This is a genomic window from Ruegeria sp. SATB027, from assembly GCF_059613825.1.
Genome location: NZ_JBXWTH010000027.1, coordinates 92611 through 105551 on the forward strand (window position 1 = coordinate 92611; position 12941 = coordinate 105551).

Here is a 12941-nt window from a genome sequence, read left to right on the forward strand (position 1 = left end):
GCACCCCAAACCTGTGCAAATTGCACCTGGAACGCCGGGGCTGCAAGGACCTGAGTCATGATGATCGCTGATCTGGGCGACGTGAAACTGAATTACCGTGTTGATGGTGCGGCGGATGGCGCGCCACTGGTTTTTGCCAACTCATTAGGAACAAACCTGCACCTGTGGGACGCCGTGTTACCGCACTTGCCCAAGGGGTTGCGCATCATCCGGTATGACAAACGCGGGCATGGGCAATCCTCGGTTCCACCGGCGCCTTATTCTATGGGCGCCCTGATCCGCGATGCCGAGGCGCTGCTGGATCACCTGAAGGTTCGCGACTGCGTTTTTGTCGGCCTGTCCATTGGCGGCATGATCGCACAGGGGCTGGCCGTCAAACGAATGGATCAGATACGTGCGCTGATTCTGTCGAACACCGCTGCCAAAATCGCCACACCCGCAGTCTGGCAGGATCGGATCGACGCAGTGCGTCGCGGTGGGATCGAAGCGCTGGCAGACGCCACGATGGAACGCTGGTTTTCTCGTGATTTCCGCGCGGCGCAAGACCACCTGTCATGGCGCGACATGATGATCAGCCAACCGCTTGACGGGTATCTGGGCTGTTGCGCTGCCATCGCCGGGACCGACTTCTATACACCCACAAGCGGCCTGCGCCTGCCTACACTTGGCATCGCCGGAAGCGCGGACGACTCGACCCCGCCCGATCTGGTGCGCGAAACTGTTGACCTGATCCCCGGATCGCGGTTCGAACTGATCCGCAGAGCTGGTCATTTGCCCTGTGTCGAGAAACCCGCAGAATACGCAGCAATCCTAACCCGGTTTCTGACCGATATCGGGCATATCTGAAGGAGAACAGCAATGGCGTCTTTCCTGTTGGTCCACGGCTCTTGCCACGGAGCCTGGTGCTGGCGCGATCTGATCCCTGCGCTTGAGGCTTTGGGACACTCTGCCCGGGCCATAGACATGCCCAGCCATGGTGCGGATCCAACGCCGGTGTCCGAGGTTACACTGGACAGTTGCCGCGATGCCGTTCTGAACGCTTGCACGCCCGATACGATTGTCGTGGGTCACTCGTGGGGCGGCTATCCGATCAGCGCCGCAGCCGAGGCTCGGCCGGACGCCATGCGCGCCCTGATCTTTCTGTGCGCCTACGTGCCTCACGATGGGCTTTCGCTGGCAGATATGCGCAGGCGCGGGCCATGGCAAACCATTGCTCACGCAGTGGAAAAATCTGCAGACGGTCTGTCTTACACCGTGTCGGTAGACGCCATCCCCAGGCTGTTCTATCACGATTGTCCGGACGATATTCTGCCTTACGCCTATGCGCGCCTGTGCCCACAGGCCATTCTCCCCCAGGAAACACCACTGCCGGTCGGCACGAATTTCAACGAAGTACCCAAGGCCTATATCCGCACCACGGATGACCAAACAATCCCCACGGAGTATCAGGCGGACATGTGCGCGTTCATCCCGAAGGAACTGCGACGAACCATCGACAGTTCGCATTCTCCGTTTTTCTCGCATCCACAGGAACTGGCCGGATTGCTAAGCGAATTGGCAAGCAAATTCGGGTGATACCGCAGATTGTACGTAAAACTCTGTCTTCCCTCATTCGGTGACTGTGCCTAGGGTGCCACGAACAGATCACCTGCCCGAGTCCCATGCGCCTGCCATCACTCTTCATCCTCAGCATCGTCATGATCGACGCAATGGGCATTGGTCTGGTGATGCCAATCATGCCGCAACTGATTGTAGACGTGCAGGGCAGCTCACTTGCCAATGCGGCGATCTGGGGCGGAGTGCTGAGTACCGCTTTCGCGGCGATGCAGTTCGTCTTTGGTCCAATCCTTGGAAACCTGTCCGACGCCTATGGTCGCAGAACCGTGCTACTGGTGTCGCTGTTCGTCATGGCGCTTGATTATATGGTTATGGCCGTGGCCGGCAGTATCTGGCTGTTGCTGGCCGGTCGTATTGTCGGCGGTATAACCGCAGCCACACATTCCACCGCTGCCGCGTTCATGGCGGATATCTCCGATCCCAAGGACAAGGCCGCGAACTTTGGCCTGTTGGGCGCGGCCTTTGGCGTGGGTTTTGTCCTCGGCCCGGTGATCGGCGGATTGCTCAGCGAATATGGAACCCGTGCCCCGTTCTGGGCTGCGGCAGGACTGGTGGCACTGATCTTTGCCGTAGGCTGTTTCGTGATGCCTGAAACCGTAACCGACAAGACCCGGCGCGCCTTCAACTTGCGCCGCGCCAACCCGGTGAATTCGCTGCGCGCCATTGCTGCACTGCCCGGTATCCGACCTATGCTGTGGGTCTACTTTCTGTATTCGGTCTCAATCTACGTCTACCCCGCTATCTGGTCCTTTTTCACCACCGAGCGGTTCGGCTGGCCCCCTCAGATGATCGGCCTGTCACTGGGCGTCTATGGGATCGGCATGGCCGTTGTGCAAGGCGGTCTGATCCGCCCCGCAATCCGATTGTGCGGCGAGCGGGGTGCCATTATCTACGGGATGGGTTTTGAAATCCTCAGTTTCGCAATTCTGGCCTTTCTGACCAACGGGTTCATTGCACTTTTGTTCATCCCAATCACTGCAATCGGGGCAATCACCACACCAGCACTTCAGGCAATGATGTCCAAAGCGACACCGGATTCGCAGCAAGGAGAGTTGCAGGGTGTATTGTCCGCGCTCCACGCGCTTTCGATGGTCATTTCGCCCTTGGTCATGACCAGCGTATTTGCGCAATTCATTCGCCCTGACACACCGCTGTACTTGCCGGGTGCTCCGTTCCTGCTGGCGCTGGCGCTGATGCTGGCCGGGTTTGTGTTGTTTCGCCGGTCCCCGCCTGTCGTGGCTTAACAACGACACACACATGACGGTTTCTGCCTTGCGATCAATCCTTTCCCACGCCACCGTGGGCCCAACGGAAGTGAGGGAAAACATGCAAACAATCAAAGCCGCAGTCTGCCGGGCATTCGGCGAACCCTTGGTTATCGAAGAGGTTCAGCTGGCACCCCCCGGCACGGGCGAGGTCGAAGTGACGCTGGATGCAGTAGCCATCTGCCATTCGGACATATCCTATGCCGAAGGTGCCTGGGGCGGCTTTCTGCCCGCCGTTTACGGCCACGAAGCCGCAGGCGTGATCTCCGCAGTTGGAGAGGCCGCCGGTGACTTCAGGATTGGCGAGCCTGTGGTTGTAACGCTGATCCGCGCGTGCGGGTCCTGCCCCACCTGTGCCGGAGGGCACCCGACAAATTGCGAAACACCGTACGACACCGTCAAAGGCCCGCTAAAAACGGCTGACGGTAGTCCTCTGGAACAGGCCATGGCCTGCGGCGCTTTTGCCGAAAAGGTCGTGGTGAGCCATCGGCAAATCGTCAGGATCCCCGAAAACCTGCCCAAAGACCTGGCTAGCCTTCTGTCTTGCGGGGTAATCACCGGGGTTGGTGCTGCGGTAAACGCGGCCAATTTGCGTCCGGGTCAGGATGTCGTGGTCATCGGCGCGGGTGGTGTTGGCCTGAACGCCATTCAGGGCGCACGGATCGCCGGTGCACGACGGATCGTGGCCGTCGACATGACAGAAGAAAAACTGGAAATCGCAAAGGAATTCGGCGCGACCCATGGCGTATTGGCCAGCCTGAAAGAGCCCTGGAAAGCAGCGTTCAAAGCCCTTGGCGGGCGCGGGGCCGATGCGGTTCTGATTACGGTCGGCGCAATCGCCGCCTATGATCAGGCCCCGCGCTATCTTGGCCGCGGCGGCAAGGCCATCATGATCGGAATGCCGCATTCGGGCGGCATGGCCAGCTATGAACCGGTTGTTCTGGCAGCCCTGGGTCAGGGTGTTGTCGGCTCGAAAATGGGTGATGTGGTTATTCAGCGGGACATCCCCTGGATGATCGACCTCTACGAGCAAGGTCGGCTGAAACTGGACGAGTTGATCTCGGGCCGCTGGTCGCTGGATCAGATCAACGAGGCCATTGCCGATACCAAAACCGGATCTGCCAAGCGCAACGTGATCCTGTTCGACAGAACCTGATCCCCCGGCCCGGAGAAACTGAGATGAAACTGCAGGATCTCGACATCATCGTCACCGCCCCACCCGCTCCGGGTTGGGGGGGGCGATACTGGATATTGGTTAAACTGACGACTGACACCGGCATCACCGGTTGGGGCGAATGCTATGCCTCGTCCGTCGGACCCGAGGCGATGCGCCACGTCATCCGGGATGTGTTCGAACGGCACATGCTGGGCGAGAACCCCGAAAACATCGAACTTATGTTCCGTCGCGCCTATTCCAGCGGTTTCACGCAGCGCCCCGACCTGACGGTGATGGGCGCATTCTCGGGGTTAGAGATCGCCTGCTGGGATATTCTGGGCAAGGATCGCGACCGCCCGGTTTATGCGCTGTTGGGCGGCAAGGTGAACGAACGAATTCGCTCCTACACTTACCTCTACCCTTTGCCGCATCACAATCTGACCGACTTCTGGACCTCTCCCGAACAAGCGGGTGAAACAGCTGCCGAAATGGTGCGGCGCGGCTATACCGCCGTGAAATTCGACCCGGCGGGCCCTTATACAATCCGTGGCGGCCACATGCCCGCGATGAGTGACATTTCCATGTCCGTCGCCTTTTGCAAGGCAATTCGCGAAGCGGTAGGGGACAAGGCTGACCTGCTGTTTGGCACACACGGGCAGTTCAACACGGCCGGGGCCATCCGGCTGGGGCAGGCGCTGGAACCGTACCAGCCCCTATGGTTCGAAGAACCCACGCCACCCGATATGATCGAAGACATGGCCCGTGTCGCCCGCAACGTCCGTATCCCCATCGCCACCGGAGAGCGCATGACAACCAAGGCCGAGTTCGGAGCCGTTCTGCGCGCCGGGGCTGCGGAAATCCTGCAACCGGCGCTGGGGCGTGCCGGCGGAATCTGGGAGATGAAGAAAGTCGCCGCCATAGCAGAGATATTCAACGCTCAGATGGCGCCGCATCTTTATGCGGGTCCGGTGGAATGGGCCGCCAATATCCACCTGGCCGCGTCGATCCCGAACCTGCTGCTGCTGGAAACCATTGAAACACCGTTCCACGATCAGCTTATCAAAGGATCAATTCAGGTCGAGGACGGCTTTGTGATCGCTCCGACCGGTCCAGGACTTGGGATCGATGTCGACGAAGACCTGGCCCGCGCGCACCCGTATGAAGGTCGTGGCTTGCATCTGCAAATGCAGGAGGAGCCCTGCGATTACGTTAACGGCAATGCTTTTCAGGGCGGTGCCCCTGCAACCGAGGGGTGACAACACAGACGTGTTTGAGGCATATTAACCCAAGATTAACGGAACAACGGTCAAAACGTGACACTCCTAGAAACCGAACCTCAGGCACACACCTCGGACACACCATCTGAAATGAAAGAAAATGCAGCCCGCGCGGCTGCATTTCTCAAGACACTGGCGCATGAAGGGCGCCTGATGATCCTGTGCCACCTCGGAAACGGTGAGAAATCGGTAGGCCAACTTGAGGATTTGCTGCAATTGCGGCAAGCCGCCGTCAGCCAAATGCTGGCACGTCTGCGGGAGGAAGGATTTGTCACCACCCGAAGAGATGGCAAGACGATCTATTATTCGCTGCGCGATGGGAATGCTGCGCAGATGATCGGTCTGCTGTACGATCTGTTTTGCGAACCTGCCAACTGATCACTCCTAATTGGACACGTAACCGGCGATCACCTGCATAAGCTTGAACGCGGTTGCCGCATCGTTTTCCACAACGGCCAGGAACTCTTCCTCACCGATCCGAAGACAGGATAGGTTTGTTTCGGCCACCATGCTCAGCGCGCGTGGTTCTTTGCGGATCAGACCAAGCTCACCCACCAATGCGCCCGGCCCCACGGTGGTGATCAACTGGTCGGGGCCATCTTCCTGCGGCAGGTACAAGCCGGCTTCACCCTCCAGCACCACATACGCGCCGTCGGTCGGCTGATCATCTTTCAGGAACACCACCTGCCCGGGCTTGGCATCAAACCACTGCGCGCCAAAAGCCAGAAGGCGCAATTGCCTCCGGTCCAGCCCCGAAAACAAGGGGGTCTGCTCCAGCGCGCGCAGTTTCCGCGCCAGATCTGCTGAAGATGCGCTGTCTTTTCCCACGTCCACCGGTCCTCCGTCCGAGACGACACGACCTTGCCGGATTTCCACGAACATGTCGAATACGTCCGGGTTTTCGAACTGGTCATTGAGGTAGAACACCGTGGCATCCGGCAACAACTCGCGCAGCTTCTTGTAGACCGACACCTGCGTTTTCATGTCGTAACTGGCCAATGCCTGCTCCAGGATCAGGATATCCGGCTTCTTGATTGTCGCGCGGGTAAACGCCAGCGGTTCGGCAAAAACCGCCGGAAGGCTCTGCCCACCCAAAGCAACCGGAATGTCATAAATCAGCTCGACCACCAAAGGACGCGCGCCGTTCTCCTCCAACACGTCCACAATGACCTTGCGGGCCTCATCCGATCGCGCGCCACCTATCTGGCTGACCTTGCCGAACAGCGCGTTTTCCATGACCGTCAATCCAGGCGCGAAATCTTCCGGGTCTAGCGGAACAAAAGCGTCCTTGAGACTTTCCAACAGCTTGTCCGAATGACTCTGCCTCAGTTCCAGAATGCGGTCCTTCAGCTCATCCGTGAACGCCGGGCCAATCTGTTCAGCCGAGACGACGAAAGGCACGGCCAACATACTGGCCAGCTGTTCGTCATCCAGCCCTGACGTTCCCTCTCTGCGGGTCTGTTCAACCAGCTCCACGGCTGCCTCATAGGTCTTTGCATCAAGACCCAGCTTGCGGAACAACGGATGGTCGGTTCCGTCGAACCCGAAGATCTGGCGCAGCATCTCGATCACGTCACGCGTCAGGGCGATCAACGTCTCATCCAGCCCCAGCTCTCGCAACTGCATGAGGAAAACCTTCTGCCGGGCAAGCAAAGCCTGCGTCACCGGCACGCGAGGTGTCGCAAAAAGTAGGTTTTCTGCAACAGGCAGCGCCGGGTTGTAAGCATTCCGGTCGAAAATCAGCGCCTGCTGCTCAAGACCCGCGTCATGGACCGCCTGCCGCACAAGCGGGCGCAGCTCGACCAGTTTCTTTGCCAGTTCGCAGTGTTCGGTCGCAACAAAGCTCTGTTCAGCGCCACGCCGGAACAGGGCAGCCCCGGACCCCATTCCATCAATCAGTTGCAACCACCAATCGCGCAACGCCGTCGCGTCTTCAAACCCGGCCAGCGCCGGGTCAAGCCATTCCACCCTGAACGGATCCATGCTGTTTCCAGCCCGCAAGGTCTCGGCAAAATCTGGGTCATCTGTGGATTCAGCCAAGGGTTTGAACCGCATCGGCATCATCACGTTGTCACCCAACGTTCCCTGAAACATGACCGGGCGGGACGTTGCATACCCGATACGTGCGGCCACTACGCCCTGATGCAGGTCTGCCAGGTTCAGATCCCCAACCTGAACCGTGCCGGCAGCGGGCAAAATCTCGCGGGTCAGCAGCTCACCCATGGCGCGCCGGTCCTCTTCGCTGGGTGCGGCAATGCCAATCGTCTTGCCAGCGGGAAAAGTAAGATTCAGATCATCCAGCACCTGATTGCCGTCCATGTCACGAACCGAGACGTGCTTTAGCGCTATATCACCGCTCAGGTGGGGGCGCTCTGCTGGTTCGCCCTCGAACAGCGCTTCGTCCTTCAATCCGGCTGGATCGAAGCGGTCAACGACGATATCCCAGCGCAACGACATGTCCTGGGTTTGGTTGTAATAGGTCAGCAGCTCTTTCCAGGGTGAGCTCAGGTCCTTATACGCCGCCAGCGCCGCAACCAATGCCCCCAGCGAAACCGAACCCTGCAACACCAGAAGGCCACCAATCAGGTAGAACATGAATGGTGTCAGCTGCGAGATGAAGTTGTTTATGAACTTCATAAAGAACTTCTTCTGGTAAATCTCAAAGCGGATCGCGAAAAGCCGCCCCAATTGATCGGAAACCATAGCCCGGCGATAGCGCCAGCCGCCATTGCTGCGGAGGGTTGACGCACCTGCCGCGTTTTCGCCGATCTGGGCAGCCAACGCCCGAACTTCCTGAATGCGTTTCTTGTTCAACAGGTTGATCTGACGCTGCAATTTAGGGATTAACCAGGCCTGCACCGGGATCAGGGCGACAGCGGCCAGCCCGAACCAAAAGCTTTGCAAGAACAGGAAAGAAAGGATGGTGATCATCTGACCGGCTTGCAGAACCGGCTGGCTGATCGCATCGCCCATCAGACCACCCATCGGTTCGCTCTCAGCTGTGATCATCGAGACCATTTCGCCCTGGCTGACCCGTTCGAAATAGGGTTGCGGAAAAAGAAGCGCGCGGCTGACCAGCTGATACCGAAACCGTCGCAGCATGCGTTCGCTCAGCACACCCTTCATGGTGTTGATGCGCATTTTCATCAGCCCGTGCGCCAACACGGCAGCAAGGAAAGCAAAGCACAAGATGATCAGGAAATTCGTCTGTGAAAGCGTATAGCCCCAGACATCCACTTCGGCCGTTGTCGAACCGATTGCGTCGTTGATGATACGCTTGGGCAACTCCAGCGTAAGATAGAGCAGCGGAAACAACGTCGCCGTCACAGCCAGCAGGATCAGCTGATCGCGTTTGGAGTATTTCCAGATAAAGCGGAAAATCGTGCGTTCTATGGAACCTGCCCCTACTGCTGGCTAATAACGCGGCCCGGATGCCACGCACCCAGATTCAACGGTTTGAATTTACTGCCATACTGACACGTTATGCAAATTTTTTCCCACCTGAGAATTTTCTTTATCTTATGTGAACTAGTTCATTTACGCATGGCCGTGTTATTGCCTAAAGTCAGTTTAGAACGATATCGGGAGGGTTCTTTTGACTGCCAGTATTGGCGCGGTGTTACTTATGCTTTGCCTTTTTCAGGTCAAGCATATGTTCGCTGACTACTACCTCCAGACACCGAAAATGCTCTCTGGCCGAGGCGAGTATTTTCACTTGGGACGCGCGCAGCACGCAGCAGTACATGTTGCGGGCTCTGTCATCGTGTTTGCCGCGTTTGGCGCTCCGGTATTGTTCATCCTGATTGTCGGACTGCTTGAATGGGTCATTCATTTCAATATCGATTTCTTGAAAGCTAGCTATTCAGACAAGAAACAGCTTGAGCCGACGCAAGCCGCGTTCTGGCGTGCGGCTGGGTTAGACCAGTGCCTGCACAACCTGACCTATGTGGCGATGGTCTGGGCCTGGGTGACTTTCACGGCAACGTAGCTCGTATCAGGATATGCCGTCCGATGCGCAGCCCGGAAGCTATGCGCCTATCCTTCGGCCGGTCATAGCGAGGCAAGCTGTTAACCTGCCCCGCTCGACTTTGATCGATGCCAAAACCCGACTAGCCCAGAACCGAAAAACTGCTTTCCTCATTGATCGGGCGCTTGCGTGAGTAAAAGCCCACGTCGATGGTCCGTTTAATATAAGGCAGTTCGAATTGCAGCGGTTCCGCGTCGTGATCCGCTCCGCCTTCGCAATATGCGATCAGGGCTGCCATCATCTTACCCGCAATCGGTGCATTCTTATACTGGTTCCCGCTGGATCCGCAGGCCATGTAAAACCCCGGCAGGCTGGATTTGTCATAGATCGGAATCCAGTCGGTTGAGGCATCGTAAAGGTCAACCACACCACGCGTTTTCGATGGGATGCCAAGGGAAGGCACGCGCTGCGCATATCGCATGGCCTGTGTGGTCCATTGATCCGTGAACTCGCGGTTGTAGTTGACGTCATCCTCGCACCATTGATGCGGATCACACTCCGGATCCTCTGATCCCACAAGGATGTGGTTGCCGTGTTCCGGGCGGCAGTAGCAGGCAATGTCGCTGTCCGAGACGATGGTTCCGTCGTTTTCAAAGTCGAACCCTTCCGGGGCAGGGACATGCACGACCTCTTGCCGCAGGGGGCGGGTTTTGATGGTCATGTCATCCAGAACTCCGGCCATCTTGTTGATGATAGCCGAGCCCGGCCCGGCCACGTTCACGACAACCCTTGCGCGGATTTCTTCGCCTGAGGCAAGTTTTACAGCGGAAACACGTCCATCCTCGGTCAGGATCTCGGTTACTTCGGCACTGGTGCGAACCTCGGCTCCGTGCTGTTTGGCAGCGTCCATCAGGTTTTGCGCCGACAAGGCCGGGTCGGTGACATATCCTGCCTGAGGCCAGTACACTCCACCCGACATCTTTCGCCCGTTAGGCTGGCCGAATTCCGGGTCATCCATTCGGCGCGCCGGGGCAAAGCTGTCCAGCGAATAAACCGGCAGGCGTTCAACCACTTTGTCCCCCGACCATTCTTCGAACGGGCAATCCAGTTCTGATGAATTGCGCATGTGCTTTTCCAGCATCCCGTTCGCCTCGGTCTTCATAACCAGGCAGCCGGTTTCCCTGAACTGAGCCAGATTGGCCCCCTCCGGCAGGCCAAGATAGTCAGCCCAGTCGCGCCAGTAATGATAGCCTTCCCAGGCAAACGCCGTTCCATCGAAGGTGGAATAATGCATCCGAATGATCGCGCAGGACCCGGCGGTTGAACCGTGTCCAACCTGTGCGTTGCGATCCAGAGACAGGGTTTTCCAACCCGCCTTGGACATTTCGAACGCGATGGCCGCGCCGATCACGCCGGTACCGATGATGATTGCGTCTGGTTGACTCATGTCGGGTCTCCTTTCCAGTAGCGCCGGGAATATGCGCTGAATTCTTCAACTTCTTCGGGTTTCGGTTCGACGCCCGTGAAGGCGTATAGGTAATGCGGCACCATCGAGATCCGCGTCTCGAAGGGTTCGTTCAATTGTGCCAGATCATATCCGATCTGCATGTAATACAGCACGCGCGCACGTGTTTCGGACTCAATCTCGGAATAGCCGTATCTGGCGAACATCGCGTGCAAAGCCTCAAGCCGCCGTGTGTCTGATTGGTCCAGCGCACGGCGTACTTTGCCCGATTTGCGCGCCCAGTCGCGCACGGCAAAATCCAATGCGGTGTCAAACAAATCCGTGTTGACCACACAACGATGCACGTTGCAGACCGCGCCCGTTATCGTGTCGGCTGGTGCTTCGGCCTGTTTTACAAGCGCAACCGTATTGGTCGCCTGCCACCGCGCCAGCAGTGCATCCAAAAGTTCCTGTCTGGACTTGAAGTACCAGTAGAAGGATGAGCGTGACACGGCCATCCGCTCGGCCAGGTTAAGAACCTTGATCTGGTCCACCCCGTCCGAAATCAGCACGTCCATCGCCACGTTCAGCCAGTCGTCGCGGGTCACCTTGATATTGCCGATCAGGGGCTCGGCTTCGGGATCGTCGCGGTGAAGGATAGGTTTGTTGTTCATTCAACTCTCCGGTGGCGCCCCGCCCTCTGCGGTGCGGCGTGCGATAAAGTCCTGCAAGGCACCAAAACGATCATTGTCTATGGCGGGGGCCTTGAAATCGTTCAGGATACCCTGCCAAACCCCCGTTGCACGTTGGTTGGCATCCGTCGATCCTCGCTCGGTCCATGTGCCGAAATTGGCGTAGTCATGGACATGCGGTTGATAGAACTCGGTGGTGTAGCGCTCCATCGTCTGCGGGCAGGCAAAGAAATGACCGCCGGGCGCGACCTCACTTAAAGCGGTGTCAAAGCCGATCTCAGCGGACCCCGCCTGCGCGCCTGCGCAAAGCTCGGCCACCATGTTCAGCACCTCGGCATCACAGACCAGCTTTTCGAAGGATACGGTCAATCCCCCTTCCAGCCAGCCCGCTGAATGAATGATCACAGTCGCGCCGGCCATCAGGCAACCCCAGAGGCCAAACTGGTTTTCATTCGCCGCCTGTACGTCGTTGCTGTTTGACGCCGACCCTGCCGCTGACCGCCAGGGCAAGCCCAGGTGACGCGCCAGTTGGCCTGCGGCAAGTGACGCCTGAAAATGCGAGGGCGTCCCGAATGCAGGCGCGCCGGATTTCATGTCCACGTTGCTGGTGAACGTGCCATAACAGACCGGAGCGCCCGGTCTGGTCAGCTGCGTCAAGGTCAGCGCGGCAAGCGCCTCGGCATGGGACAGGGTGATTGCCCCGGCCACGGTGATCGGCGCCATCGCCCCCATCAGAGTGAACGGTGTGATGATCGACATCTGACCGTGGCGCGCAAAGTCGATCAGCCCTTGCGCCATGGGAATATCCAACGTGCGCGGGCTGTTTGTGTTGATGATCGTGTAACAATGCGCATTGCCCCGGAACTCATCATCCGACAGACCGCGCGCCGTGGACAGCATCTCAAAGCAATCCATGACCTGCGGCGTGCCGCGCGAGAAGAGGAACGGGAACTTGTCGGTCAGTTCCATCTGCGCTTGTGTCGTGAAGTAGTGGCGCAAATGCGTCGGTATATCCTGAGGTTCAACCTGAGGCGAGATCATCTGGAACACATCGAAATGATGGGTGAGCTTTAGAAACTCCAGATAATCCTGACCTGTCGCCGGGCGACGGCCACGCTCAAGATCGGTTGCGTTCGGCGCGCCTGCCCCCGGTTGAAAAACCAGCGAACCCAGTGCCAGAGTGAAATCCCGATGCCGCGAACCGGCGCGACAAGCGATAGATTTGAGGGCCGAGGCAACGGCAGCCTCAACCATCTCGCGCCCGATAAAGACCATTTCACTGCCTTCATCCACACGCGCGCCACCCTGCTTGAACAGCTTGCGCGCTTCGGGAAGCAGGGTCTTTACACCCAACTCCTCGAGCGTACGCAACGCTGTCTCGTGCATGTCCGCGATCCGGTCAGCCGGGAACACCTCCATCAAGGGGAAAGGGTTCCTGAGCTGGCGATAGTTCACATCGCGGCTGGGCTGCGGGGCAGCCTCGCCCCCTCGCCTTCGGCGTCGTCGGTCCGGAGCGGCCATGA

At 58.3% G+C, this 12941-nt stretch carries 11 protein-coding genes; 7 read left to right on the forward strand and 4 right to left on the reverse strand.

Annotation, left to right across the window (positions count from 1 at the left end; genetic code table 11):
• Positions 1-57 precede the first annotated feature (57 nt).
• From pcaD to AC2FPW_RS05015, 6 genes are all read left to right on the forward strand, one after another.
• Complete coding sequence (gene pcaD / locus AC2FPW_RS04990; RefSeq protein ID WP_496812745.1) at positions 58-846, forward strand: 3-oxoadipate enol-lactonase; 789 nt, start codon at positions 58-60, stop codon at positions 844-846.
• Between the two features lie 12 nt (positions 847-858).
• Complete coding sequence (locus tag AC2FPW_RS04995; RefSeq protein ID WP_496812746.1) at positions 859-1575, forward strand: alpha/beta fold hydrolase; 717 nt, start codon at positions 859-861, stop codon at positions 1573-1575.
• 86 nt (positions 1576-1661) lie between these two features.
• Positions 1662-2861, forward strand: coding sequence for a TCR/Tet family MFS transporter (locus tag AC2FPW_RS05000; RefSeq protein WP_496812747.1), 1200 nt, complete (start codon positions 1662-1664; stop codon positions 2859-2861).
• An 82-nt stretch (positions 2862-2943) separates the two neighbouring features.
• Entirely contained in the window at positions 2944-4038 is a 1095-nt protein-coding gene (locus AC2FPW_RS05005; protein ID WP_480546287.1) for a Zn-dependent alcohol dehydrogenase, read from the forward strand.
• Positions 4039-4061: 23 nt separating this feature from the next.
• Complete coding sequence (locus AC2FPW_RS05010) at positions 4062-5294, forward strand: mandelate racemase/muconate lactonizing enzyme family protein (protein ID WP_496812748.1); 1233 nt, start codon at positions 4062-4064, stop codon at positions 5292-5294.
• A 111-nt stretch (positions 5295-5405) separates the two neighbouring features.
• The gene (locus AC2FPW_RS05015; protein WP_480484075.1) at positions 5406-5693 is read left to right on the forward strand and encodes an ArsR/SmtB family transcription factor; all 288 of its coding nucleotides are present in this window, start codon (positions 5406-5408) and stop codon (positions 5691-5693) included.
• Between the two features lie 6 nt (positions 5694-5699).
• Here AC2FPW_RS05015 and AC2FPW_RS05020 read toward each other — a convergent pair whose 3' ends face one another.
• Positions 5700-8696 carry a cyclic nucleotide-binding domain-containing protein gene (locus AC2FPW_RS05020; protein ID WP_496812778.1) on the reverse strand — a complete coding sequence of 999 codons (2997 nt, stop codon included), beginning with the start codon at positions 8694-8696 and terminating at the stop codon, positions 5700-5702.
• Between the two features lie 244 nt (positions 8697-8940).
• Between AC2FPW_RS05020 and AC2FPW_RS05025 the strand changes: the two genes are divergently transcribed.
• Positions 8941-9303 (forward strand): DUF3307 domain-containing protein, encoded by a 363-nt coding sequence (locus tag AC2FPW_RS05025; protein WP_480484076.1) that lies wholly within the window; start codon positions 8941-8943, stop codon positions 9301-9303.
• Between the two features lie 121 nt (positions 9304-9424).
• Here the strand turns inward: AC2FPW_RS05025 and AC2FPW_RS05030 are convergent, their stop codons facing one another.
• The 3 genes from AC2FPW_RS05030 to AC2FPW_RS05040 are packed head-to-tail and all read right to left on the reverse strand — an operon-like array spanning position 9425 to position 12939.
• Positions 9425-10729 carry an NAD(P)/FAD-dependent oxidoreductase gene (locus AC2FPW_RS05030; RefSeq protein WP_496812749.1) on the reverse strand — a complete coding sequence of 435 codons (1305 nt, stop codon included), beginning with the start codon at positions 10727-10729 and terminating at the stop codon, positions 9425-9427.
• Positions 10726-11400 (reverse strand): TetR/AcrR family transcriptional regulator, encoded by a 675-nt coding sequence (locus tag AC2FPW_RS05035; RefSeq protein ID WP_480484041.1) that lies wholly within the window; start codon positions 11398-11400, stop codon positions 10726-10728. The genes AC2FPW_RS05030 and AC2FPW_RS05035 overlap by 4 nt, the downstream gene beginning before the upstream one ends.
• Positions 11401-12939 (reverse strand): trimethylamine methyltransferase family protein, encoded by a 1539-nt coding sequence (locus AC2FPW_RS05040; protein ID WP_496812750.1) that lies wholly within the window; start codon positions 12937-12939, stop codon positions 11401-11403.
• Positions 12940-12941: the final 2 nt, after the last annotated feature.